This window comes from Streptomyces sp. NPDC050610, from assembly GCF_040654875.1.
Lineage (GTDB): Bacteria > Actinomycetota > Actinomycetes > Streptomycetales > Streptomycetaceae > Streptomyces.
Genome location: NZ_JBFAIV010000027.1, coordinates 99,517 through 123,320, shown reverse-complemented (window position 1 = coordinate 123,320; position 23,804 = coordinate 99,517). Strand labels below are relative to the sequence as shown.

General features: G+C 71.0%; 21 protein-coding genes, 1 rRNA gene, 1 pseudogene and 1 riboswitch. Of the genes and pseudogenes, 17 read left to right on the top strand and 6 right to left on the bottom strand.

Annotated elements, in window-relative coordinates; genetic code table 11:
• The 11 genes and pseudogenes from rrf to AB0I22_RS28730 all read left to right on the top strand — a co-directional run.
• Nucleotides 1-92, top strand: a 5S ribosomal RNA gene (gene rrf / locus AB0I22_RS28780); the annotation flags it as partial.
• Nucleotides 93-268: 176 nt separating this feature from the next.
• Entirely contained in the window at nt 269-877 is a 609-nt protein-coding gene (locus AB0I22_RS28775; RefSeq protein ID WP_363133860.1) for a CDP-alcohol phosphatidyltransferase family protein, read from the top strand.
• Between the two features lie 116 nt (nt 878-993).
• The gene (locus tag AB0I22_RS28770; RefSeq protein ID WP_363133859.1) at nt 994-3,489 is read left to right on the top strand and encodes a mannose-1-phosphate guanyltransferase; all 2,496 of its coding nucleotides are present in this window, start codon (nt 994-996) and stop codon (nt 3,487-3,489) included.
• Between the two features lie 96 nt (nt 3,490-3,585).
• Entirely contained in the window at nt 3,586-4,506 is a 921-nt protein-coding gene (locus tag AB0I22_RS28765) for a DUF881 domain-containing protein (RefSeq protein WP_363133858.1), read from the top strand.
• Complete coding sequence (locus AB0I22_RS28760) at nt 4,503-4,835, top strand: small basic family protein (protein WP_030364457.1); 333 nt, start codon at nt 4,503-4,505, stop codon at nt 4,833-4,835. Before AB0I22_RS28765 ends, AB0I22_RS28760 begins: the two co-directional genes overlap by 4 nt.
• A gap of 5 nt (nt 4,836-4,840) precedes the next feature.
• Nucleotides 4,841-5,698: a DUF881 domain-containing protein gene (locus AB0I22_RS28755; RefSeq protein WP_363133857.1), complete on the top strand. Its 858-nt coding sequence runs from the start codon at nt 4,841-4,843 to the stop codon at nt 5,696-5,698.
• An 82-nt stretch (nt 5,699-5,780) separates the two neighbouring features.
• On the top strand, nt 5,781-6,647 hold the full coding sequence (locus AB0I22_RS28750; RefSeq protein ID WP_363133865.1) for an FHA domain-containing protein: 867 nt from the start codon (nt 5,781-5,783) through the stop codon (nt 6,645-6,647).
• 17 nt (nt 6,648-6,664) lie between these two features.
• Complete coding sequence (locus AB0I22_RS28745) at nt 6,665-7,399, top strand: MerR family transcriptional regulator (RefSeq protein ID WP_363133856.1); 735 nt, start codon at nt 6,665-6,667, stop codon at nt 7,397-7,399.
• Nucleotides 7,400-7,460: 61 nt separating this feature from the next.
• Nucleotides 7,461-7,934 (top strand): bifunctional nuclease family protein, encoded by a 474-nt coding sequence (locus tag AB0I22_RS28740; RefSeq protein WP_030874883.1) that lies wholly within the window; start codon nt 7,461-7,463, stop codon nt 7,932-7,934.
• A gap of 168 nt (nt 7,935-8,102) precedes the next feature.
• Nucleotides 8,103-8,711: a MerR family transcriptional regulator gene (locus AB0I22_RS28735; RefSeq protein WP_363133855.1), complete on the top strand. Its 609-nt coding sequence runs from the start codon at nt 8,103-8,105 to the stop codon at nt 8,709-8,711.
• Between the two features lie 105 nt (nt 8,712-8,816).
• Nucleotides 8,817-10,208, top strand: a pseudogene (locus AB0I22_RS28730) (DNA polymerase IV); the annotation flags it as partial.
• Between the two features lie 11 nt (nt 10,209-10,219).
• Here AB0I22_RS28730 and AB0I22_RS28725 read toward each other — a convergent pair.
• Nucleotides 10,220-10,636 (bottom strand): PRC-barrel domain-containing protein, encoded by a 417-nt coding sequence (locus AB0I22_RS28725; protein ID WP_363133853.1) that lies wholly within the window; start codon nt 10,634-10,636, stop codon nt 10,220-10,222.
• A gap of 125 nt (nt 10,637-10,761) precedes the next feature.
• A riboswitch (glycine riboswitch) is annotated at nt 10,762-10,859 on the top strand.
• Between the two features lie 188 nt (nt 10,860-11,047).
• On the opposite strand from AB0I22_RS28725, the gene gcvP reads away from it, so the two are divergent.
• The gene (gene gcvP, locus AB0I22_RS28720; RefSeq protein WP_363133852.1) at nt 11,048-13,942 is read left to right on the top strand and encodes an aminomethyl-transferring glycine dehydrogenase; all 2,895 of its coding nucleotides are present in this window, start codon (nt 11,048-11,050) and stop codon (nt 13,940-13,942) included.
• A 177-nt stretch (nt 13,943-14,119) separates the two neighbouring features.
• Here gcvP and AB0I22_RS28715 read toward each other — a convergent pair whose 3' ends face one another.
• On the bottom strand, nt 14,120-14,326 hold the full coding sequence (locus AB0I22_RS28715) for a DUF5999 family protein (RefSeq protein ID WP_363133850.1): 207 nt from the start codon (nt 14,324-14,326) through the stop codon (nt 14,120-14,122).
• A gap of 341 nt (nt 14,327-14,667) precedes the next feature.
• The gene (locus tag AB0I22_RS28710; protein WP_363133849.1) at nt 14,668-15,264 is read right to left on the bottom strand and encodes a hypothetical protein; all 597 of its coding nucleotides are present in this window, start codon (nt 15,262-15,264) and stop codon (nt 14,668-14,670) included.
• Nucleotides 15,265-15,749: 485 nt separating this feature from the next.
• Here AB0I22_RS28710 and AB0I22_RS28705 point away from each other — a divergent pair, with 485 nt between their 5' ends.
• Nucleotides 15,750-17,258 (top strand): glutamate--cysteine ligase, encoded by a 1,509-nt coding sequence (locus AB0I22_RS28705; protein WP_363133848.1) that lies wholly within the window; start codon nt 15,750-15,752, stop codon nt 17,256-17,258.
• A 211-nt stretch (nt 17,259-17,469) separates the two neighbouring features.
• Nucleotides 17,470-18,291, top strand: a complete 822-nt coding sequence (locus AB0I22_RS28700) for a CPBP family intramembrane glutamic endopeptidase (protein WP_363133847.1) — start codon at nt 17,470-17,472, stop codon at nt 18,289-18,291.
• An 87-nt stretch (nt 18,292-18,378) separates the two neighbouring features.
• On the opposite strand, the gene AB0I22_RS28695 is transcribed toward AB0I22_RS28700, so the two are convergent.
• A complete protein-coding gene (locus AB0I22_RS28695) occupies nt 18,379-19,200 on the bottom strand; it encodes a PhzF family phenazine biosynthesis protein (RefSeq protein ID WP_363133846.1) in 822 nt (273 codons plus the stop codon).
• 228 nt (nt 19,201-19,428) lie between these two features.
• Between AB0I22_RS28695 and AB0I22_RS28690 the strand changes: the two genes are divergently transcribed.
• Entirely contained in the window at nt 19,429-20,121 is a 693-nt protein-coding gene (locus AB0I22_RS28690; RefSeq protein WP_363133845.1) for a PadR family transcriptional regulator, read from the top strand.
• 84 nt (nt 20,122-20,205) lie between these two features.
• Here AB0I22_RS28690 and AB0I22_RS28685 read toward each other — a convergent pair whose 3' ends face one another.
• The gene (locus tag AB0I22_RS28685; RefSeq protein WP_363133844.1) at nt 20,206-20,634 is read right to left on the bottom strand and encodes an SRPBCC family protein; all 429 of its coding nucleotides are present in this window, start codon (nt 20,632-20,634) and stop codon (nt 20,206-20,208) included.
• A 131-nt stretch (nt 20,635-20,765) separates the two neighbouring features.
• Complete coding sequence (locus tag AB0I22_RS28680; RefSeq protein ID WP_363133843.1) at nt 20,766-21,386, bottom strand: HAD domain-containing protein; 621 nt, start codon at nt 21,384-21,386, stop codon at nt 20,766-20,768.
• Nucleotides 21,387-21,777: 391 nt separating this feature from the next.
• Between AB0I22_RS28680 and AB0I22_RS28675 the strand changes: the two genes are divergently transcribed.
• Nucleotides 21,778-22,245 (top strand): Clp protease N-terminal domain-containing protein, encoded by a 468-nt coding sequence (locus AB0I22_RS28675; RefSeq protein ID WP_363133864.1) that lies wholly within the window; start codon nt 21,778-21,780, stop codon nt 22,243-22,245.
• A 227-nt stretch (nt 22,246-22,472) separates the two neighbouring features.
• Nucleotides 22,473-23,507 (top strand): EamA family transporter, encoded by a 1,035-nt coding sequence (locus AB0I22_RS28670; RefSeq protein WP_363133842.1) that lies wholly within the window; start codon nt 22,473-22,475, stop codon nt 23,505-23,507.
• Nucleotides 23,508-23,804 lie beyond the last annotated feature (297 nt).

The window sequence follows — 23,804 nt, the reverse complement described above, 5'->3', positions numbered from 1 at the left end:
CGCCCGGTTACATTCCGAACCCGGAAGCTAAGCCTTTCAGCGCCGATGGTACTGCAGGGGGGACCCTGTGGGAGAGTAGGACGCCGCCGAACAATTTTTAAGCCGGTGTCCCGGGCCTTATGGCCTGGGACACCGGCATTTTTGCGTTCACGGGGAAGTTCCGCAATCGGCCCTTCGGCCGTTCTGTCCGACCCCGCTGTTCGCTCTCGTGATGACTGCGGGTAAGGTCAGGAGGCATCGTTGGCACGTTCCCACAGGAGGCCCCCGGGTGGAGGTCCAGGAGACGCGCGTTCAGACCGACCGCGTGCTCACCATCCCGAACATCCTCAGCATGGCGCGCCTGGTCGGCGTACCCATCTTCCTGTGGCTGATCCTCTGGCCGGAATTCGGGGGCCCGAAGCACGACATCTGGGCGCTGGTTGTGCTGGCCCTGAGCGGCGTGAGCGACTACCTAGACGGGAAGCTCGCCCGGCGCTGGAACCAGATCAGCAGCCTCGGCCGGCTTCTCGACCCGGCCGCGGACCGGCTTTACATCCTGTCCACGCTGGTCGGCCTGACCTGGCGGGGAATCCTCCCTTACTGGCTGACCGGTGCCCTGCTGGCCCGTGAGCTGATGCTGCTGGTCATGGTGTGGATCCTGCGGCGTCACGGCTATCCGCCGCCCCAGGTGAACTTCCTCGGCAAGGCCGCGACCTTCAACCTCATGTATGCCTTTCCGTTGCTCCTTCTCAGTGAAGGAACTACCTGGCTGCACTCACTCGCTGCTATTTTCGGATGGGCGTTCGCCGGATGGGGTACAACGCTGTACTGGTGGGCAGGGATCCTCTACGTGGTTCAGGTCCGCCGACTCGTGAAGGCGGACACCGCGGCCGACTGAGCTTGGCTCCTGTCATTGGCCTCATCGAGGCCGGTTGCCTGTAAAGGGTATTTATGGGCCATCCGGGCGAGTGAAGTCGGCGAAACCGTCGTCTCTTCAAGGAGGACGCTTCCGACATGAAGGCCGTCGTGATGGCCGGCGGCGAGGGCACGCGCCTTCGCCCCATGACCTCAAGCATGCCCAAGCCGCTCCTGCCGGTGGCAAACCGGCCCATCATGGAGCACGTGCTGCGCCTGCTCAAGCGGCACGGTCTCAGCGAGACCGTGGTGACTGTCCAGTTCCTCGCCTCCCTCGTCAAGAACTACTTCGGTGACGGTGAGGAACTCGGCATGGAGCTCACCTACGCGAACGAGGAAAAGCCACTCGGCACCGCAGGGAGCGTGAAGAACGCGGAAGAGGCGCTCAAGGACGATGCCTTTCTGGTCATCTCCGGCGACGCCCTCACCGACTTCGACCTCACCGATCTGATCGAATTCCACAAGGAGAAGGGCGCGCTCGTCACGGTCTGTCTGACCCGGGTGCCCAATCCGCTGGAATTCGGCATCACCATCGTCGACGAAGAGGGCAAGGTCGAGCGCTTCCTGGAGAAGCCCACCTGGGGCCAGGTCTTCTCCGACACCGTCAACACCGGCATCTATGTGATGGAGCCGGAGGTCTTCGACTACGTCGAGTCCGATGTGCCCGTCGACTGGTCGGGCGATGTCTTCCCCCAGCTCATGAAGGAGGGCAAGCCGATCTACGGCTATGTCGCCGAGGGCTACTGGGAGGACGTCGGCACCCACGAGAGCTACGTCAAGGCCCAGGCCGACGTGCTCGAAGGCAAGGTCGACGTCGAGATCGACGGCTTCGAGATCTCCCCGGGCGTATGGGTCGCCGAGGGCGCGGACGTCCATCCGGACGCCGTTCTCCGCGGGCCGCTCTACATCGGCGACTACGCGAAGGTCGAAGCGGACGTCGAAATGCGCGAGCACACCGTGGTGGGCTCCAATGTGGTCGTCAAGAGCGGCGCCTTCCTGCACAAGACGGTCGTCCACGACAACGTCTACATCGGGCAGCAGAGCAATCTGCGCGGCTGCGTGATCGGCAAGAACACGGACATCATGCGGGCGGCCCGTATCGAGGACGGCGCGGTCATCGGCGATGAATGCCTGGTGGGCGAGGAGTCCATCATCCAGGGCAATGTCCGCGTCTACCCGTTCAAGACCATCGAGGCGGGCGCGTTCGTCAACACCTCGGTCATCTGGGAGTCCCGGGGCCAGGCGCACCTATTCGGGGCGCGCGGTGTATCGGGCATCCTCAATGTGGAGATCACCCCGGAGCTCGCGGTGCGGCTGGCCGGCGCGTACGCGACCACGCTCAAGAAGGGGTCGACGGTCACCACCGCGCGTGACCACTCGCGCGGCGCCCGCGCGCTGAAACGGGCCGTGATCTCTGCCCTTCAGGCCAGCGCCATAGACGTACGGGACCTGGAGAACGTACCGCTGCCGGTCGCCCGCCAGCAGACCGCGCGGGGCAGCGCCGGCGGCATCATGGTGCGTACGACGCCGGGGGTGCCCGACTCCGTCGACATCATGTTCTTCGACGAGCGCGGCTCCGACCTCTCCGCCGGCGGCCAGCGCAAGCTGGACCGCGTGTACGCGCGCCAGGAGTACCGGCGGGCGTTTCCCGGCGAGATCGGCGACCTGCGCTTCCCGTCGAGCGTCTTCGACTCCTACACCGGTTCGCTGCTGCGGGCCGTGGACTCCTCCGGCGTCGCCGAGGCCGGGCTCAAGGTCGTCGTGGACGCTTCGAACGGCAGCGCGGGGCTTGTCCTGCCCAGCCTGCTCGGTCGGCTGGGCGTCGACGCGTTCACCATCAACCCCGGCCTCGACGAGTCGCGGCCGACCGAGACCGCCGACGCCCGCCGTTCCGGGCTGGTGCGGCTCGGGGAGATCGTGGCGTCGGCGCGCGCGGCGTTCGGCGTGCGGTTCGACCCGGTGGGCGAGCGGCTCTCGCTCGTCGATGAGCGCGGCCGCATCATCGAGGACGACCGGGCCCTGCTGGTGATGCTCGACCTGGTCGCCGCCGAGCGGCGCAGCGGCCGGGTGGCCCTTCCGGTCACCACCACGCGTATCGCCGAGCAGGTGGCCGCGTACCACGGCACGCAGGTGGAGTGGACGACGACGTCGCCGGGCGATCTCACCCGGGTGGGCCGCGCGGACTCGACGATCTTCGGGGGTGACAGCCGCGGCGGCTTCATCATCCCGGAGTTCAGCAGCGTCTTCGACGGCACGGCGGCGTTCGCGCGGCTGCTCGGGCTGGTGGCGCGTACGCAGCTCACGCTCAGTCAGATCGACGCGCGCATCCCGCGGGCGCATGTGCTCCGCCGCGACCTGGCGACCCCCTGGGCCGTCAAGGGGCTCGTGATGCGGCATGTGGTCGAGGCCGCCGGGGACCGGTCCGTGGACACGACCGACGGGGTGCGGGTCGTGGAGGCCGACGGGCGCTGGGTGATGGTGCTGCCCGACCCGGCGGAGGCGGTCACCCACTTGTGGGCCGAAGGACCGGACGACGCCTCGGCCCAGGCGCTGCTCGACGAGTGGTCGGCGATCGTGGACAGCGCCGGGCGCTGAGCCCGCGGCGCGGTGGCGCCGTCCCCCTCGGGCCCGGACCGGCACGCCGGTGGGGCCGTTGGGAGACGGCGCCACCGACGTGCGACGATGTGCGGCATGTCGCAGCAGCCCCCGTCTCGGAGCAGCGCATCGCCGCCCAAGCGTCCCGATGCCTCCATGTCGCTGCTGACCAACGTCATGGACCACAGCCTGGACGATGGCTATGCCGAGGCGGCGGCGCGCCGCCGCGCGGACGGGGAAGGCGGCCTGCCGCGCACGCTCCGCGCGAAGTTGGGGCTCGCCGCCGGACTCGTACTGGCCGCGGTCGTGGTCACGGTAGGAGCCGCGCAGGCGCGGATATCGGCTCCGACGCTGGCCAAGGAGCGGGAGCAGCTCATCGACCGCATCCAGCGGGAGACGTCGGACGCGGACAAGCTGAAGTCGAGCGTCGACGCGCTCCGCAACAGCGTCGCGGCCACCCAGCGGGACGCCCTGAAGCAGCACGGCGGCGACAAGGCCGAGCTGGTGTCGCTCCTCGCGGGCGGTACCCCCGTGCACGGTCCGGGCGTCAAGCTCGTCATCGACGACGCCAAGGAAGCCGACCAGGGCGGCGGCGGCCCGCGCCAGAGCAATGGTTTCTCCGATAAGGGCCGGGTCCGCGACCGCGATATGCAGCGCGTCGTCAACGGCCTCTGGCAGTCCGGCGCGGAGGCCATCGCCGTCAACGGGCAGCGGCTCACAGCGCTGTCGGCCGTCCGGGCCGCCGGTGACGCCATACTGGTCGACAACAAGCCGCTCGTACCTCCGTACACCGTTCTCGCGGTGGGGGACGGGAAGCGGCTGCGCAGCGGATTCCAGGACAGTGCCGACGGGATGTATCTGCACGTCCTGCAGAAGGACTACGGGGTCCGCGTGACCATCTCCGCCCAGGACAAGGTGCGGCTGCCGGCCGCGCCGAGCCTGATAGTACGTACCGCACAACCGCAAGCCGGTGGCGCCGACAAGAGCGGCACCGACACAGGGAAGGGCACATCGTGATCGCCGTATTGGGCCTCGTCGTGGGAGTCGTGGTCGGACTCGTGGTCCGCCCCGTCGTGCCGACTGTGGTCGAGCCCTACCTGCCGATCGCCGTGGTCGCGGCGCTGGACGCGGTCTTCGGCGGCCTGCGGGCGATGCTGGACGGGATCTTCGACGACAAGGTCTTCGTCGTGTCGTTCCTGTCCAACGTCGTGGTGGCCGCGCTGATCGTCTTTCTCGGCGACAAGCTCGGCGTCGGGGCGCAGCTGTCCACGGGCGTCGTGGTCGTGCTGGGCATCCGGATCTTCTCCAACGCGGCCGCGATCCGCCGGCACGTCTTCCGGGCGTGACGCCGATGAGCGCCGACGACACGCCCGGGCAGCCGGGGGAATCTCAGGAATCTCGGAAGCCGCAGGAACGGCAGGAGCCGCCGAAATCTCACGAGGCGGCGCAGCCCGAGGAGAAGAGCGAAGGGACGGCCCCGGCTCCTGCCATGACGGGCCGTCAGCGGCTGCGGGCCGGGCTCTGGCCGCCGCGGGTGACGCGGGCCCAGCTGATCGTCGCCCTGCTGCTGGGCGTGCTCGGGCTGGGGCTCGCCATCCAGGTCCGGTCCACCAGTGACAACAGCAACCTGCGCGGCGCCCGCCAGGAGGACCTCGTACGGATCCTGGACGAGCTCGACAACCGCACCCAGCGGCTGGAGGACGAGAAGCGGGGCCTGGAGAACCAGCGCACGGAGCTGGAGAACAGCTCGAACCAGGCCGCTGAGGCCCGTAAGCAGACGGCCCAGAAGGAACAGCAGCTCGGCGTGCTCGCGGGCACCGTGAAGGCGCGTGGCCCCGGCATCGAGCTCACTGTGAGCGACCCCAAGAAGGCCGTACAGTCGGACATGCTCCTCGACGCCATCCAGGAGTTGAGGGCGGCCGGTGCGGAGGCGATCCAGATCAACGGGGCGCGTGTGGCCGCCGATACCTACTTCTCGGATGCGGGCGGCAAGGTGGAGATCGACGGTCAGAAAGTGTCCCCTCCCTACCGGTTCAAGGTGATCGGCAAGCCGCAGGACCTGGAACCGGCTCTCAACATTCCGGGCGGCGTGGTGCAGACTTTGCAGAAGGAGCAGGCCACCGCGTCCGTCACCCGTTCTGAGAAGATCGTCGTGGACGCCTTGCGGTCGGCTGAGCGGCCTGACTACGCTCGGTCGTCATCGCAGTGAGGCGTAGCGGCCCGGGGGTTGTGCGCCCGGGGTATGACGTTGCGGGGGGTCGGCGCACCAAGAGGGGGGTGCGTGGTGGAAACTGTCTGTTGACCACGGACGTTGTGATGATGTCCGGGTCGGATGGTGTGTGCATCGAGGGTTTGTCCTGCCCCACGGGCGGGTCTGTTTCGGTCAAGGGGAATCGCCCGTGAATTTGTTTGCGAAGTTGTTCGGCAAGAAGTCGCGCCAGGAGGCCGGCAGCGGTGCTGCCCGTCACCGGGCGCAGCGGCCGGTGGAAGGCGCCGAGGCGCAGGAAGAGCGCCCGCTGTTCCGGGACCAGGTGGGAGGCCCGGGCGGCGACGCGCCGGGTGGCCAGGAAACGGCCGGGCGCATAGGTTCCCAGGGACCGTCGACCTCAACTGCGGGTGGAGGTACAGCCTTGGTGTGCACGAGGTGTGGGAACCGCAACGCTGAGTCCAGCCGGTTCTGCTCCAACTGCGGTGCGCCGCTGCGCGGTGGCGCGTCGTCCGAGCGGGCTTCGGAGACGACCTCGACCATCTCCATCTCCGGTCTTGAGGCGTACGAGTCGGAGTCCACCGGTCAGACGCCGACCCCGTCGCTCTCCCCGGAGGCGCAGGCCGCCGTCGACGCGCTGCCGATGGGCTCGGCGCTGCTGGTGGTCCGCCGCGGCCCGAACTCGGGCAGCCGCTTCCTGCTGGACGGCGACCTGACCACGGCCGGCCGCCACCCGCAGGGCGACATCTTCCTCGACGACGTCACCGTCTCGCGGCGGCACGTGGAGTTCCGGCGCGGACCGGACGGCGGCTTCACCGTCGCGGACGTCGGCAGCCTGAACGGTACGTACGTCAACCGGGAGCGGATCGAGTCGACCGCGCTCGCCAACGGCGACGAGGTGCAGATCGGCAAGTACCGGCTGGTCTTCTACGCGAGCCAGCAGAGCATCTGACCCGCCGGGGAAGGGCTATGCGTCAGACATCGGCGGGGGGTGCCGAAGGCGGCACCGCCACCGCGGACGGTCAGTTGGTGAGCATCGGCACGGTGCTCACCCTGCTGCGCGACGAGTTTCCCGAGGTCACCGTCTCCAAGATCCGTTTCTTGGAGGCGGAGGGGCTCGTCGAGCCGCAGCGCACGCCGTCCGGGTACCGCAAGTTCAGCCAGGAGGACGTGGAGCGGCTCGGGGCCGTGCTGCGCCTGCAGCGCGACCACTACCTGCCGCTGCGCGTCATCCGGGAGTACCTCGACGCGCTGGCCCGGGGGGAGCAGCTGCCGCTGCCCGCGCCCGGACAGCCGAGGGATCTGCTGGACGGGGCCGCGGAGCTGGAGGCAGAGGGCTCCACAGCGGTCCAGGTGGGCCGTGAGGAGCTCCTCGGGGCCACTGGGGTCACCGAGCGTGAGCTGGCCGAGTGGGAGTCGTACGGCCTGATCGAGCCGAATTCCGGCGGCGGCTACGACGTCGAGGCCGTGGCGGTCGCCAAGCTCGTCGCGGACCTGGGCCGGTTCGGACTGGAGCCGAGGCATTTGCGCGTCATGAAGGCGGCGGCCGTACGCGAGGCCGGGCTGGTCGAACAGGTGGTCGCGCCGTTGCGCAGACACCGCAATCCGCAGACCAGAGCCCATGCGGAGGCCACCGCGCGGGAGCTGGCCGCACTGTCCGTACGGCTGCACGCGGCGCTCGTAGCGGCCGCGCTGCGGGCGTGACCACACCGACCGGCGGGTGCCCGACTACCCAAACCCGCCGGGCACGTCCTAGGGTTGCTGTGTGAACGAGCTCGATGTCGTGGGTGTCCGGGTGGAAATGCCCTCCAACCAGCCGATCGTGCTCCTGCGGGAAGTGGGAGGCGACCGCTACCTCCCCATTTGGATCGGCCCGGGGGAGGCGACTGCCATTGCCTTCGCCCAGCAGGGCATGGCGCCTGCCAGGCCGCTGACCCACGACCTTTTCAAGGACGTGCTGGAGGCGGTCGGCCAGCAGCTGACGGAGGTCCGCATCACGGACCTGCGCGAAGGCGTGTTCTACGCCGAGCTGGTCTTCGCGAGCGGGGTGGAGGTCAGCGCCAGGCCGTCCGACGCCATAGCGCTGGCGCTGCGCACCGGGACGCCGATCTACGGCAGTGACGGCGTGCTGGACGACGCCGGCATCGCGATCCCGGATGAGCAGGAGGACGAGGTGGAGAAGTTCCGCGAGTTCCTCGACCAGATCTCGCCGGAGGACTTCGGCACCAACAGCCAGTGAGCCGCCGACCGGGTCCCCGCAGGGCATCCGGCTAGCCATTCCCCGCGGGCGGATACGCGAAACCACCCTTAGGGTGATTATCACTCGGCGTGCCGAGTGTGGCGATCGTTGACGCACCCCGGGTGACTGCCTACCGTCGAGACGGCAGGTCAAGGACGGAGGGTCGGCGTGAGAAGCACCGGCGACGGCAGGGCGGCAGGCGGTCCGTATCCGCTTCATGGGGGAACGGCCGAACCGTTGCCCGGACACCCGGCGGCGCTCTCGGTGTCGCCCGAGCCGGCCCCGGAGGCCATCGGCTACCGCGGGCCGACCGCGTGCGCGGCGGCGGGCATCACCTACCGGCAGTTGGACTACTGGGCGCGTACGGGGCTCGTGGAGCCGACCGTGCGGTCCGTGTGCGGGCCGGGCGGCCAGCGCCTCTACAGCTTCCGCGACGTCGTCGTGCTGAAGATCGTCAAGCGGCTGCTGGACACGGGCGTGTCGCTGCAGAACATCCGGGCCGCCGTACAACACCTGCGCTCGCGCGGCATCGGCGACCTCGGTCAGATGACGCTGATGAGCGACGGGGCGACGGTGTACGAGTGCACGTCGCCGGACGAGGTCGTCGACCTGCTCAAGGGCGGGCAGGGGGTCTTCGGGATCGCTGTGGGCGTGGTCTGGCGGGACGTGGAAGGGGCGCTCGCGCAGCTGCACGGCGAGCGTGTGGACACCGGGGAGACCCTCGTCGGCCACAACCCCGCCGACGAGCTGGCGCGCCGCCGCAACCGCGCGGTCTGACGCTCAGGAGCCGACGGGGGCTGCCGTTCCGCTGCCGCCCGCTCTTGATGCTCCGGAGCCGCGCCGCGGGGCCGTTGTCAGTGGTGTGAGGCAGCATCTGTTGGTGTGAGAGGTTCACCGACGATCCTGCATCTGGACATGGACGCCTTCTTCGCCGCGGCGGAACAGGCGGCCAAGCCGAGCTTGCGCGGAAAACCGGTCGTGGTCGGCGGCATCGGGCCGCGCGGGGTGGTGTCCACGGCTTCGTACGAGGCGCGGGTCTTCGGGGTGCACTCGGCGATGGCGACGGCCCAGGCGCGCCGGCTGTGTCCCAATGCCGCCTATCTGACCCCTCGGTTCACGCTGTACCGCCAGGTGAGTGAACGGGTCATGGAACTGCTCGGCGAGCTGTCGCCGCTCGTCGAGCCGCTCAGCCTCGACGAGGCGTTCGTGGACCTGGAGGCGGGCGACGCGCTCCCGCCCTCGGCCGCCTCGGCGGACATACGGGCCGTGGGCGAGCGGCTGCGGCGCGACATCCAGGCGGCGACGGGGCTCAGCGGGTCGGTGGGGCTGGCCGGGTCCAAGATGCTCGCCAAGATCGCCTCCGAGGCGGCCAAGCCGGACGGGCTGGTCCTCATAGAGCCGGGGACGGAGCTGGAGCTGCTGGGACCCATGCCGGTGCGGACGATCCCCGGCGTCGGACCGGCGACGGCCGAGACGCTGCGCCGGGCGGGCATCGGCACGGTCGCCGAGACCGCCGAGGCGGGGGAGGCGGAGCTGGTGCGTCTGCTGGGAAAGGCGCACGGCGCTGGGCTGTACGCGCTGGCCACCGGCCGCGACGACCGGCCGGTCGTCGCCGAGCGGGACGCGAAATCCGTCTCTGTGGAGGACACCTTCCAGGAGGACGTGACCGACCGGACCCGTGTGCAGCTGGAGATCACGCGCCTCGCCGACCGGTGCGTGCAGCGGCTGAGGGCCGCCGGGCGGTCCGGCCGGACCGTGGTGATCAAGGTGCGGCGCTACGACTTCTCGACGCTGACCCGCTCGGAGACGCTGCGCGGGCCCACCGACGATCCGGGAGTCGTCCGGGAGGCGGCCGCACGGCTGATCGAGGGGGTGGACACCACGGCGGGCGTGCGGCTGCTGGGGGTCGGCGTCACGGGGCTCGCCGACTACACCCAGGAGGACCTGTTCGCGCAGGCAGCCACGGCGCGCTCGGAGCAGGAGCGGGAGGAGGCGGCGCGTGCCGCCGAGGCGGCCGGAGCGGCGCGGCAGGCCGGAGCCGGGGAATCGGAGCCCGCCGGGGGGGAGGAGGAGCGGGAGGCGCCCTTGCCGCGCCGCTGGCTCCCCGGGCTGGACGTGCGCCACACCGAGTTCGGGGACGGCTGGGTGCAGGGCAGCGGCGTCGGGCGGGTCACCGTGCGGTTCGAGACGCCCTGGTCCCCGCCGGGCCGGGTGCGGACCTTCCCGGTCGACGACCCCGCGCTCGAACCGGGGGAGCCGCTGCCGCTGGTGCGGCCCGTCGGCGGTCAGCCGTCGGGGCCCGAGATCCGGCCGAATTCCCGGTCCGAGGAGGCGCCCGGCCCAGCCGGGGCGGGGGAGTCCGCGGCGGGCGCGGGGGCCCTGCCCGGGGCGGAGGCGTCCAGCCCGTAGTGGTGGTACAGCTGGAGCTCCTGCTCGGGGGAGAGGTGGCGGCCGACGCCGAAGTCCGGCGCGTCCTTGATCAGTGCCCGGTCGTACGGGACGCGCAGCGTGTCCGCGACGAGGTCGCTCGGCTCCAGCGGCACGAACGCGTCCCGGCTGAACAGGCCGGTGCGCACGGCGGCCCATTCGGGCCGGCCGGTGGCGTCGTCGAGGTACACCTCGTCCACCGTGCCGATCTTCGTGCCGTTGCGGTCGAACGCCTTGCGGCCGATGAGTCCGCGTGGATCGATGTCGGTCTGCAAGAGGTCCTCCAATGGGTCCCGGGAGATCACAACTACTGCCCGAGACCTACGAAAAGCCACATTTCGCCAACTGGCCACTTGAAGGATCGGCCACAGATCGCGCTGGTAGGCTGGCGGACGGCTGCAGACCCCGTGCGGGAGAGTCCTCCGAAGGCTTCGTCGGAGGCGCCGAAGGAGCAAATCCTCCCCGGAATCTCTCAGGCACACGTACCGCACGGACGAGGTCACTCTGGAAAGCAGGGCGGGCCACGCACCGGTACAGCGCCGAAGCCCCTCCTCACCGACGGTGAAAGCCGGTTCGCTCCTGGCGGCCGGTGAAGCTCTCAGGTTGAGATGACAGAGGGGGAGGCCGTCCGGGTACCCGCGCCACGGTGCCCCTCGCAGGTCGCGACGACCAGGAGGCCCCCGCAGATGAACGACAACCGCATCCCCCTTTCCGAGCTTGAGCGCGGCACGCCGTTCGAGCACCGCCATATCGGGCCGGACAGCGCCGCGCAGGCCAAGATGCTCGCCCAGGTCGGATTCGGCTCGCTCGACGAGCTCACCGCGGCCGCCGTACCCGATGTGATCAAGAGCGCCGAGGCGCTCCGGCTGCCCGAGGCCCGCAGCGAGGCCGACGTCCTCGCCGAGCTGCGCACGCTCGCCGACCGTAACCAGGTGCTGTCCCCGATGATCGGGCTCGGCTACTACGGCACGTTCACGCCGCCCGTCATCCTGCGCAACGTCATGGAGAACCCCGCCTGGTACACGGCGTACACGCCCTACCAGCCGGAGATCTCGCAGGGCCGCCTGGAGGCGCTGCTCAACTTCCAGACCGTCGTCGCCGACCTGACCGGGCTGCCCACCTCCGGCGCCTCGCTGCTCGACGAGGGCACCGCGGCCGCCGAGGCCATGTCGCTGGCCCGCCGCGTCGGCAAGGTCAAGGACGGCGTCTTCCTCGTCGACGCCGACGCGCTGCCGCAGACCATCGCCGTCATACGGACCCGGGCCGAGCCCACCGGGGTCGAGGTCGTCGTCGCCGACCTCTCCGAGGGCATCCCGCAGGAGATCGCCGACCGCGGCGTGTTCGGCGTGCTGGTGCAGTACCCCGGCGCGTCCGGCGCCGTGCGCGACCCCCGCCCGGTGATCGAGCGGGCGCACGAGCTCGGCGCGATCGTGACGGTCGCCGCCGACCTGCTGGCCCTCACCCTGCTCACCTCGCCCGGCGAGCTCGGCGCGGACATCGCGGTCGGCACCACCCAGCGGTTCGGCGTGCCGATGGGCTTCGGCGGCCCGCACGCCGGATTCATGGCCGTACGGGAGAAGTTCGCGCGCAGCCTCCCCGGCCGCCTCGTCGGCGTCTCCGTGGACGCGGACGGCAACAAGGCATACCGCCTGGCCCTCCAGACGCGTGAGCAGCACATCCGCCGCGAGAAGGCCACCAGCAACATCTGCACGGCGCAGGTGCTGCTCGCGGTCATGGCCGGCATGTACGCCGTCTACCACGGCCCGGACGGCCTGGCCGCCATCGCCCGCCGTACGCACCGCTACGCCGCCGTGCTCGCCGCGGGCCTGCGCTCCGGCGGCGTCGAGGTCGTGCACGGCGCGTACTTCGACACCCTCACCGCGCGCGTGCCCGGCCGCGCCGCCGACGTGGCCGCCGCCGCGCGCGAGAACGGCGTCAACCTGCGCCTCGTCGACGCCGACACCCTCTCGCTCGCCTGCGACGAGACCACCGGCCGCGCCCAGCTGGCCGCCGTGTGGGCCGCCTTCGGCGTCGACGCGGACGCGTCGGCTGTCGAGGACCTGGACGCGTCGGCCGCCGACGCGCTCCCCACGGGGCTGCTGCGCACGGACGAGTACCTCGCCCACCCGGTCTTCCGCCGGCACCGTTCCGAGACCGCGATGCTGCGCTACCTGCGCAAGCTCGCCGACCGGGACTACGCGCTGGACCGCGGCATGATCCCGCTCGGCTCCTGCACCATGAAGCTCAACGCCACCACCGAGATGGAGGCGGTGACCTGGCCCGAGTTCGCCGCGCTGCACCCCTTCGCCCCCGTCGACCAGGCCCAGGGCTACACCACGCTCATCACCGAGCTGGAGGAGCGCCTCGCCGAGGTGACCGGCTACGACAAGGTGTCGCTCCAGCCGAACGCCGGCTCGCAGGGCGAGCTGGCCGGACTGCTGGCCGTACGGGCGTACCACCGGGCCAACGGGGACGCCCAGCGCACCGTCTGCCTCATCCCCTCCTCCGCGCACGGCACCAACGCCGCCAGCGCGGTCATGGCGGGCATGAAGGTCGTCGTCGTCAAGACCGGCGAGGACGGCGAGGTGGACGCCGGCGACCTGCGCGCCAAGATCGAGCAGTACGGCGGTGAGCTGGCCGTGCTGATGGTCACCTACCCCTCCACGCACGGCGTCTTCGAGGAGCACATCAGCGAGATCTGCGCGGCCGTGCACGACGCGGGCGGCCAGGTCTACGTGGACGGCGCCAACCTCAACGCCCTCGTCGGGGTGGCCCAGCCGGGCCGGTTCGGCGGCGACGTCTCGCACCTGAACCTGCACAAGACGTTCTGCATCCCGCACGGCGGCGGCGGCCCCGGCGTCGGCCCGGTCGGCGTGCGCGCGCACCTCGCCCCGTACCTGCCCAACCACCCGCTCCAGCCGACCGCGGGCCCCGAGACCGGCGTCGGCCCGGTCTCCGCCGCTCCGTGGGGCTCCGCGGGCATCCTGCCCATCTCCTGGGCGTACGTCCGGCTGATGGGCGGCGAGGGCCTCAAGCGCGCCACCCAGGTCGCCGTGCTCGGCGCCAACTACATCGCCAAGCGCCTGGAGCCGCACTACCCGGTGCTCTACACCGGGCCGAACGGGCTCGTCGCGCACGAGTGCATCGTGGATCTGCGGCCGCTGACCAAGGCGACCGGCGTCAGCGTCGACGACGTCGCCAAGCGCCTCATCGACTACGGCTTCCACGCGCCGACGATGTCGTTCCCGGTGGCCGGAACGCTGATGATCGAACCGACGGAGAGCGAGGACCTCGCGGAGCTGGACCGGTTCTGCGAGACGATGATCGCGATCCGGGCCGAGATCGAGCGGGTCGGCTCGGGGGAGTGGAGCAAGGACGACAACCCGCTGCGCAACGCCCCGCACACCGCGGCGGCGCTGGCCGGCGACTGGGAGCGGCCGTACAGCCGTGAGGAGGCGGTGTTCCCGGCCGGAGTGTCGGCCGCGGACAAGTACTGGCCGCCGGTCCGGCGCATCGACGGCGCCTTCGGCGACCGCAACCTCGTCTGCTCCTGCCCGCCGCTGGAGGACTACGACGGCTGACCGTCGACCGACGGGGCCGCTCGTCTCATGAGTCGGGGCCGGTTCGGCGAGTTCGCCGGGCCGGCCCCTGCCGCGCTGTGTGTGCGCCGCGCCAGTGCTGTGACCGGCGGCGATTGCCCGGAGCGAGCGTCGTCCGTGGTGGGCGACGCGGCGGGGCAGAGGCTGCCGGGAGGGGCACTAGGCGGCGGTCATCACGTGTTCGGTGCCGAGCGGCCGGTGCGGGGCGATGATCTGCCCGTCCGGCAGCAGCTCACCGGTGTCCTCGAAGAGCAGGACGCCGTTGCACAGCAGGCTCCAGCCCTGTTCCGGGTGGTGCGCCACAAGATGGGCGGCCTCACGGTCGGCGGAGTCGGCTGTCGGGCATGCTGGCTGGTGCTGGCACATGGATGGGTTCTTTCGCTGCGGTGAGTTGAGTTCGCTGCGGCTGCTCGATGCGGTTTTCAAAGCCGCCCCCCGTTGTCAATTCAGTCGGTCAGTCCCAGTGTTGCCCTACGGGCGTGATTTCGCAGGGATTTCACGGGAGCTCTCCTCTGCTAGAGGAAGACGCGTCACCCACGAGGACGGTTGCCGCCAACAACGCGGTCTCTTCGGGTGGTTCGGGGTGGTCATTGTGGACTAGTCCACGTGATGGACGGCTGTGACGGCCGGGACGGCGATGAGCGCAGCGGAGCGCCCCACGGCCGGAAGACGTGGGGCGCGCTCGTACAGGCCGGCCGTACGCCCGTTCAGGCGGGGGAGCCGAGCAGCGGTGTCGGGGTGAGCCGGTGGGTGAGCACCGGCAGCAGATCGGCGACCCGGTGCGGACGGTGGGCGGCGATGCCGGGCGGCGCGGGGGCGAGCGGCACCAGCAGGTCGCCGGGGGCCGGCCGGCAGCTCGACGCGTCGGCGACGGGGTCGCCGTGCAGCCAGAGCGTGAGCATGTAGAGCTCGGGTACGGACAGCAGCCGGGGCTGGTAGGCGGTCGTCAGCGACTCGGCCTGGCGCAGGGCCCGTTCGGTCGAGGCGACGTAGGGGCCCTCGAAGAAGTGCGAGAACGTCCAGCCGTCAGGGGTGAGCATCGTCTCCGCTGCCGCCGCCGCTGCCGCGTTGGGCTCGGCGCCCTGGATGAGGAACCGCCAGCCCGTGAGCCGCGTGCGGGGACGGCCGCCGAGCGGGGTGATCTGGTCCAGGACGTACACCGGAAGCGGGGATTCCGGAGTCAGCTGGCCCTGGAGGGTCTTCAGCGACGGGGTGCGGGCCGCGCGGACGGCGGTCGGGGAACCGAGGGCCGCGAGGACGCTGCGAAGGGCGGGGGCTGGGGCTGGGGGTACATGCAGCGGCATGGTGAATCGCCTCTCACTCAGGAGACACGGTGGTGCTGGGCAGGTGCGGACGGCGCTGTCAGCGTGCGGGGTCAGAGGGGGGCCGGAACCGACTGCCGGGGCGCCAACTCTCTGCCTCGTTCGCGAAGTTTATACGACAGGTGTTCATATGGTGTTTCGCCTAGCCGTCTCGGGCATTGCTGACAAGGCGTAATCAGGACCGCCCTTCCAGGCGATATCGGATATTCTGTGACCGGGTCCACGCCCGCCACCTCGCGTTATTCCTCCGGCACGGTAGGCCGGATAGTGCCGGTGCTTATCACCGAGAAAGTGCGATGTCCTGGGACACATCGCTATGCCGACTGAATGTGCCGACACGGGGATTCGTTGAGATCGTATCGGGTAACCCGTTTCGGGAGAGCGTTATCGATCACATTCCTGGGCATCATCAGACGTGACACCAGCGGCTGACGTCGTGGTCGACCCAGTCGAGGAAGGACGCTTCGATGGGGGAGAAGGTCGTGGCCGCCGGGTTCGACCTGTCCGACCGGCAGCGCCACCGCGGGAAACTCCGGCAGTGTCTGGAGGGGTTGTCGAGGCTGCTGGAAGACAGGTGCTTCGACCGCCCGAAGAATCTCATGGGGCTGGAGATCGAGCTGAATCTCGCGGGCGCAGACGGCGCCCCGAGAATGATGAATGCGGAGGTACTGGAGCGCATTGCGAGCCGTGATTTCCAGACCGAGCTCGGTCAGTTCAACCTTGAAGTGAACATCGTGCCGCACCGGCTGCGCGGCAGGGTTCTCGACCGGCTCGCGGAAGAGCTGGGCACGGGGCTGGCCTACGCCGACCGAAGAGCCCAGGAAATCGGCGCCGGGATCGTGATGATCGGCATCCTGCCCACCCTCGCCGCCCAGGACCTGGTGCCCGGGAACCTCTCCGACGTCGACCGCTACATGCGGCTCAACGACGAGATGGTCGCCGCCCGGGGCGAGAACTTCACCATCGACATAGACGGCGTCGAACGGCTCACCTGCACCTCCCGGTCCATCGCCCCCGAATCGGCCTGTACGTCCGTACAGCTGCATCTCCAGGTGACCCCCGGCCGGTTCGCAGCCGTCTGGAACGCCGCGCAGGCGATCGCCGCCGCCCAGATCGTTGTGGGCGCCAACTCGCCTTTCCTTTTCGGGCGCGAGCTGTGGCGCGAGTCCCGCCCGCCCCTGTTCGTACAGTCCACCGACACCCGCCCGCCGGAGCTGAAGGCCCAGGGCGTGCGCCCGCGGACCTGGTTCGGGGAGCGCTGGATCACCGACGCGTTCGACCTCTTCGAGGAGAACGTGCGCTACTTCCCGCCGCTGCTGCCGATCTGCGGCGACCAGGACCCGATGCGGGTGCTCGACGCCGGGGGCGTCCCCTCCCTCCAGGAACTCGTGCTGCACAACGGCACCGTCTACCGCTGGAACCGGCCGGTCTACGACGTCGCCGACGGCGTCCCCCACCTGCGCGTCGAGAACCGCGTCCTGCCCGCCGGCCCCACGGTCACCGACGTCATCGCCAACGCCGCCTTCTACTACGGGCTGGTCCGGGCGCTCGCCGAGGAGCCGCGCCCGGTGTGGACGCGGCTGCCGTTCGCCGTGGCGGCGGACAACTTCGAAGCCGCCTGCCGGCACGGCATCGACGCCGCGCTGCGCTGGCCGCGCCGGGGCCGGGGCGCCGGCGCGGGACTCGCACAGCTCCCGGCCGTACAGCTGGTCCGCGAGGATCTGCTGCCGCTGGCCGCGACCGGCCTCGACGCCTGGGGCGTCGAACCGGCCGACCGCGACCGCTACCTGGGAATCATCGAGGAGCGCTGCCGACGGCGGATCAACGGCGCGTCCTGGCAGGCCGCCACCTACCACGAGGCACTGACGGCGGGGCTGGAACGGGACGCCGCCCTCGCGGCCACCACGCGCCGCTACTGCCAGCTGGCGCGGACGGGGGAGCCGGTGCATACGTGGCCGGTGGGGACCGCGGACTGACGCGGCCGCGGCGCGCTCTCATCCAGTGAGGCGCGCGGCGTGCCCCCATGTCGTCCGGCGCCGTGCCATCGGGCAAGCTATGACGTCCCGGGGCCAGGGGCGAGGCTTCTCGAAGGACGGCACGGCGCTGCCGTGCGCCGCGGCGGCCCCTCGCGCGTGGTCTCCGCGCCGTATGAGCGGCCCTGGTGAGATGGTGCGCGAGTGAAGCGGTATGGCGGAAGTGGAGCATGGTGTGCTGCAGGAGGCGCGTGACGTGGAGATCTCCCTGCCCGAACAGGGGCTGTCGCGGCGGGTCCTGCGCAACGAGACGGTCCTGGTGCTCGCCCTGTCGCTCGGCGCCAGCGGCGTATCGGCGCTGATCAGCTTCATCGGGTCCGTCACCCGGCCCGGCGAGCTGAAGAACCAGGCGGCCACGCTCGTCGGCTCGCACGCGCCGGGCCGCCCCTGGCTGGACCTCGCCTGGCAGCTCTTCGGCATCGCCACCGCGCTGGTGCCCGTATTCCTGGTCGCGCATCTGCTGCTGCGCGAAGGCGTGGGGCTGCGGGCGATCGGGTTCGACCGCCAACGGCCCGGTTTCGACCTGCGGTGGGGAGTCGCGGTCGCCGCCGCCATCGGCGGCACCGGACTGCTCTTCTACCTCGGCGTGCGAGCCGCCGGCTTCAACCTGACGGTCGTGCCGGAGTCGCTGCCGGAAGTGTGGTGGAAGATCCCGGTGCTGATCGCCTCCGCCGTGCAGAACGCCGTACTGGAAGAGGTCATCGTCGTCGGCTACCTGCTGCGCCGACTGGGGCAGACGGGCTGGACGCCGATGGCCGCGCTCGTGGCCAGCGCGGTGCTCCGCGGCTCGTACCACCTCTACCAGGGCATCGGCGGACTGCTCGGAAACATGGCGATGGGCGTCGTCTTCGTACTGCTCTACCGGCGTTGGGGACGGGTCGGACCGCTGGTCGCCGCGCACTCGCTGATCGACATCGTGGCCTTCGTCGGGTACGCGCTGCTGGCGGGGAAGGTGGGCTGGCTGCCGACGGCCTGAGATCGGGGCCGGGGGGAAACACCCGAGCCGTACGGAACGGCCCGCCCGCCTGCCTCGGGCGCGGAACCCGGCTCGGGCTCGTGGCTCTCAGGGCCGGGCCAGCAACTCGCCGTCGATGATGGTGACGGCGGTGCCGGTCAGCAGCGTACGGTCGCCGCGCAGCGCGGTCCGTACGAGGCCGGTGCGGGCGGACCCCTGGAAGCCGGTCAGCTCGGCGCGCCCGAGGCGAGCGGACCAGAAGGGGGCGAGCACGGTGTGCGCGCTGCCGGTCACCGGGTCCTCGTCGACGCCCACGTTCGGGAAGAAGCAGCGCGAGACGAAGTCGTAGCCGCGGGCGGGGTCCTCGGCGGCGGCCGTGGCGATGACACCGCGCCGCGAGCACCGGGCGAGCGCCGCCAGGTCCGGGGCCAGGGCCCGTACCGTCTTCTCGTCGGCCAGTTCCACCAGCAGGTCGCCGACGTCGGGCCCCGAGTCATGGACCGAGACCGGTTCGGCGCCGAGCGCCTGTGACATCCCGGCGGGCGCCTCGACCGGCGTTACGGGCGAGGTCGGAAAGTCCAGGGTGATGGCGCCGTCGTCCCGCGCGGTCGCTGTGAGGGTGCCGCAGCGGGCGGCGAAGCCGACGGTCCCGGTGGCGGCGCCAGTGGTGTGCAGGACATGCGCCGTGGCCAGTGTGGCGTGGCCGCACATGTCGACCTCGGTGGCCGGGGTGAACCAGCGCAGCGCCCAGTCGGCATCGGACCCCGCGGGCAGCGGGTGGGCGAAGGCCGTCTCGGAGAGATTGACCTCGGCGGCGACCCGCTGGAGCCAGGCGTCGTCGGGGAAGGGCCCGGCGTCGAAGAGCAGCACTCCGGCCGGGTTGCCGCCGAAGGCGCGGTCGGTGAAGGCGTCGACGATTCGAATCCGCATGGCAGGGACGGTAGCCGCGCCGCGTATGCGCAGGCCACGGCCAATTCCCGAAAAGTGGCTCGGCCGGCCGACTGGGGCTGCCCGGTCGGTGCTGCTCGGCAGAGTGCTGCGGCACTGGCGCTCTGGCGTGCGGCGGGAAGGCCGTGGCCCGCGCACGACCAGGCCGGCTCGGGGCGGTGCGTGTGCTCGATGGCAGGGAGCCCCGGCGCTCTGGATCAGTAAGGGGACTTGTCATGCGACAGGTCCCGATATATCGTTGACGCATCGCGACCGATCAACGATAGGAGAAACGCCATGAGGCGCCATCACGAGCACGACCATGGACACGAGCACCGCGAACCCGGCCAGCGCGGTCGGCGTGAGCGGGGAGAGTGGGGAGAGCGCGGTGACTTCGAAGGGCGTCGTTCGGCCTTCGGGTCGTTCGGGCCGCCCTTCGGGGGCCCCGGTTTCGGCGGCCGAGGGCGCGGCGGATCGCGCGGCCGGGCGCGGCGGGGCGATGTACGCGCCTCGATCCTGGCCCTGCTGAAGGACCGCCCGATGCACGGGTACGAGATGATCCAGGAGATCGCCGAACGCAGCGGCGGCGCCTGGAAGCCGAGCCCCGGCTCGGTCTACCCCACCCTCCAGCTCCTTGAGGACGAGGGGCTGATCACCAGCGAGAGCGAGGGCGGCAAGAAGCTGTTCACGCTCACCGAGGAGGGGCGCGCCGAGGCCGACGCGGGGCCGCAGGCTCCGTGGGAAGAGGCCGGGCGCGGCCTCGACTGGGAGGGCATGCAGGAGATCCGGCAGGCCGGCTTCGGGCTGATGGAAGCCTTCGGGCAGGTCTGGAAGACCGGCAGTCCCGAGCAGCGCCAGAAGGCGCTCGCGGTCATCAACGAATCGCGTAAGAAGCTGTACCTGATCCTCGCCGATGAGGGCTGAAGCGCTCGGCCTGAGACTCGGCAGGAGTGGTGACGGGGCCCCGCGGACATCCGCGGGGCCCCGTCGCGCAGTGGCCCCGGGGGGTCAGGCCACGAGTCCGTCGAGCTTGCGCAGCGATTCCTTGAGCGCCGCGGTCGCCGAATCCTTGAGCTTGCCGGCCATGAGCGAGACCGCCGCCCCGGTGAACTCCCCGTCGATCCGGACGGTCGTCGCGTCCCCGTCGGGCGTCAGCGCGTAGCTCATGGCCAGGTTGACGCCCATCGGGCCCTTGCCCTTGGTGACGAGCAGCCGCGCGGGGTCGCAGGCCGTGACCGTCCAGGTCACCTCGGCCGGGAAGCCCATGAGCCGCATGTTCTCCTGGTACGTCGCCGCGACCGCGAGGGTCTCGGGGCCGCCGTGGGGGAAGCTGGTGTGGGTGGCGTTCCACTGCCCGTACGTGGAGAAGTCGGTGAGCCGGTCCCAGACCTTCTCGGCGGGCGCCTCGATGCGTGTCTCTGCGCTGACCTCGGCCATGCGACCACCCCTTAGGCATCCGTGTTCGTTCGCGTGCGTTCGTTCGTTTGTGTTCGTCCGTGATTGGTGCGGTTGTGCGGTTGCCGGGCTCGGCCGGACGTCGTCACCCGCGTCTGCGTCTGGGCGTACGGCTATGTCTGCCGGCTCCGGCGGCGCGGCGCCGGTGTCCCCGCGGTGTCGCGGAACGTAGCCCCAGGGCGCGAAACATTCAATACTGATGGGTCGTCAGTTCTGCCGCGACGCCGTGGCCGGGGGCGGAAGAGTGGCGCCGGCGGGTGTGCCAGAAGGTGATCCACGTGGGTCCTGGTGAGCCCGTGGCCAGGGTCGATCGGCAGCAGCAGCCGGTCTCGCCGCAGCCGGGCGCGGCGGACCAGCCGAGGCGGTATGACATCGTCGATCCACGCGAAGGGGCGGCCCGCCGCGTAGCGGAGCAGGGGCGCCCATTTGCGGCCCTCGAAGAGTTCCCGGGCCGGCAGCCACGGGTCGCCGGGCTGCGGACGGTAGCCGGTGAACTCCACGACCGGCAGTCGCGGCAGCTCCAGCAGCGGCGCGATATGGCGGTTGGCCTCGTGTTCCCAGGTGGTGGCCCACACCAGGTCGTACGTGCCGGAGAGCTCGCGGAGCCAGTCGGCGTGGTCGACGGTCAGCAGCACCGTGAAGCCGAGCAGGTCGTGGGCGGTGAAGCCCGGGGCGGGTAAGACGGGGTTGAGGACTCCGTCGATGTCCAGGAAGAGCAGTGGTCTGGTGGCCATCGGTCTCCTTCTCCGCGTGGTGTGCTCCGTGTGGTGCGGATGGCGGTTGCCGTCGCCGGTGAGGGACGTGTGGCGCACGGGCCTCGGTTGCTTCGGGGGCGTGCGGCGGCAGAGAATGCGCTCCTTGCGCGCCATGCGAGCCACCGGCTGCGCCCCGGTACGGACCCCTGAGGTCGGCCCCTGAGACCGGTCCCTGAACGGTCCCTGAAACCTACGCCCCCTTCTCCTCCCCAAGGATGAGATCCCGGACATCTGTGCCCAACCATGGTGGGATGCGCAAATGCTCCCCGCCGGGGATGTTTTGGCCGCCGGAGGCTGATGGGGTGTGAGAGTGCACAGTCGTATCCCTTCCACCGATCCCGCCGGCGACGGACACGAGGGCCAGCTCAGCATGGAGATGGCGTCCGTCGTCGCGGGCGCGCGCCGGCGTGCGGCGCGTGACGGTGACGCCCAGATCGACACCGCCCATCTGCTGCACGCCCTTCTCGAATCCGCGCCCGGCGCGCGCGACGCGTTCGACGGCGGCCCGCCGCAGATAGCGCGGCTGCTCGGCTACCTCGTCCAGCGCACCATCGGATACGGGCTGCGGTGGTACGGCTCCGTCGAGGACTCCGGCGCCATCCCCGTCCTGGACGCCGAGGCCGTGCCCGGCTGGTCGCCCGCCGCCGCGGCCGCCATGGACGGCGCGATCGGCCGCGCCCACGCGCGCGGCGCGGACCTCGCCACCGGCGTCGACCTGCTCGCCGCCCTCGCCCACGACCGCGAATGCCGCGCCGTGGAGGTGCTGCACCGGGCGGGCGTCGACCCCGACTCACTGGCCAAACGGCTCGACGGCGCGACGTGCCGGGAGTCGGACTGACGGTGCGGCCGGTCCGACTCCGCCTCGACGTGATCTGACGCCGGCCGATCCGGCACCGGTGGACCGGACGATGCGGCTCACGTGACGCCGGTCGACCGGATGGACGACGCGGCTCACCTGGCGCCGGTCGACCTGATGGTGCGGCTCACCTGACGTCGATCGGTTCGACAGGAGCCAACCTGGCGATGGGCCTGACCTGACCCGGCGCGGACTGTCATGCTGTGCCGATGCGCGCGCCAGGGAGCAGGAACGCCGGTCCGGGACTGGCGCTGCTGGCCGCGCTGGCCTTCGGCAGCTCCGGCGTCGCAGCCAAACCGCTGATCGCGGCGGGGCTCGACCCGCTGCACGTGGTGTGGCTGCGAGCGGCGGGCTCGGCGCTGGTCATGCTGCCGCTCGCCTGGCGCCACCGCCGTCTCGTGACGCGCCGCCCCGCCCTCCTCGCCGGATTCGGGCTGCTCGCCGTCGCGGGCGTCCAGGCGTGCTACTTCGCGGCGCTCTCCCGTATCCCCGTGGGCGTGGCGCTGCTCGTCGAATACCTCGCGCCCGCCCTCGTACTGGGCTGGGTGCGCTTCGTGCGGCGGCAGCCGGTCACGCGGTCGGCCGCGATCGGCGTCGTCCTCGCGCTCGGCGGGCTGGCGTCGGTCGTCGAGGTGTGGTCCGGGCTGACCTTCGACGCGGCGGGGCTGCTGCTCGCCCTCGGCGCGGCTTTCTGCCAGGTCGGCTACTTCATCCTCGCCGACCACGGCGGCGAGGGCGAGGACGCCGCGGACCCTGTCGGGGTCATCGCGTACGGGATGGCCGTCGGCGCGCTCGTACTCACCGTCGTCGCGCGGCCCTGGGACATGGACTTCTCCGTACTGGCCGGCCGTGTGGAGCTGAACGGCGCGGCGGTGCCGGCCGGGCTGCTGCTCGCCTGGCTCGTCCTGTTCGCGACGGTGATCGCCTACCTCGCGGGCGTCGTCTCCGTACGCAGGCTCTCGCCACAGGTGGCCGGTGTGGTCGCCTGCCTGGAGGCGGTCATCGCGACCGTGCTGGCCTGGGTGCTCCTGGGCGAGCACCTGGCCGCGCCGCAGCTCGTCGGCGGGGCCGTGGTGCTGCTGGGGGCCTTCATCGCCCAGGTGGCCAGACCGGGCGCGAGCGACGATGGCGGAGACGTCGCGGCCCCGGCGGCGGACGGTGCAGGGGACGGCGGCACCGGCGAGGACGGCCCCGGTCCGAACGGGAGCGGTGCCGACGACGGCACTCTCCGGGCTTCTCGCTGAACCAGGGGCGAGGCCGCGTGGGCGCCCCTGATGTGGATCGGAGTGGTGCACTCCGCCAGAGCGTTGGGGTGTCGCGCGTCTCAGGCTCTGTGTGGCTTCGGCCTCGGTCAGTCGGCCCGGAGGCGGCCCCAAAACGTCCGGAAGCCCCTGTTCGGCGTCCCGAACTCTTCGCGGAGTGTGAAGGGTTGCTCCTTCGGGGCCTCTGGTCCGGCTCCCCTGAGCCTCATCCGGTGCGCGGAGCCGGCGTGCACCGGCGTCGCCGCCGCTGCCGCCCTGGGCGCGGTTGTGCTGCTGTGC

Coding starts and splice junctions, on each gene's coding strand:
- AB0I22_RS28770 (WP_363133859.1), top strand. CDS start 994: ATGAAGGCCGTCGTGATGGCCGGCGGCGAGGGCACGCGCCTTCGCCCC.
- AB0I22_RS28765 (WP_363133858.1), top strand. CDS start 3,586: ATGTCGCAGCAGCCCCCGTCTCGGAGCAGCGCATCGCCGCCCAAGCGT.
- AB0I22_RS28755 (WP_363133857.1), top strand. CDS start 4,841: ATGAGCGCCGACGACACGCCCGGGCAGCCGGGGGAATCTCAGGAATCT.
- AB0I22_RS28745 (WP_363133856.1), top strand. CDS start 6,665: ATGCGTCAGACATCGGCGGGGGGTGCCGAAGGCGGCACCGCCACCGCG.
- gcvP (WP_363133852.1), top strand. CDS start 11,048: ATGAACGACAACCGCATCCCCCTTTCCGAGCTTGAGCGCGGCACGCCG.
- AB0I22_RS28715 (WP_363133850.1), bottom strand. CDS start 14,326: ATGTGCCAGCACCAGCCAGCATGCCCGACAGCCGACTCCGCCGACCGT.
- AB0I22_RS28710 (WP_363133849.1), bottom strand. CDS start 15,264: ATGCCGCTGCATGTACCCCCAGCCCCAGCCCCCGCCCTTCGCAGCGTC.
- AB0I22_RS28705 (WP_363133848.1), top strand. CDS start 15,750: ATGGGGGAGAAGGTCGTGGCCGCCGGGTTCGACCTGTCCGACCGGCAG.
- AB0I22_RS28700 (WP_363133847.1), top strand. CDS start 17,470: ATGGCGGAAGTGGAGCATGGTGTGCTGCAGGAGGCGCGTGACGTGGAG.
- AB0I22_RS28695 (WP_363133846.1), bottom strand. CDS start 19,200: ATGCGGATTCGAATCGTCGACGCCTTCACCGACCGCGCCTTCGGCGGC.
- AB0I22_RS28685 (WP_363133844.1), bottom strand. CDS start 20,634: ATGGCCGAGGTCAGCGCAGAGACACGCATCGAGGCGCCCGCCGAGAAG.
- AB0I22_RS28680 (WP_363133843.1), bottom strand. CDS start 21,386: ATGGCCACCAGACCACTGCTCTTCCTGGACATCGACGGAGTCCTCAAC.
- AB0I22_RS28675 (WP_363133864.1), top strand. CDS start 21,778: ATGGAGATGGCGTCCGTCGTCGCGGGCGCGCGCCGGCGTGCGGCGCGT.
- AB0I22_RS28670 (WP_363133842.1), top strand. CDS start 22,473: ATGCGCGCGCCAGGGAGCAGGAACGCCGGTCCGGGACTGGCGCTGCTG.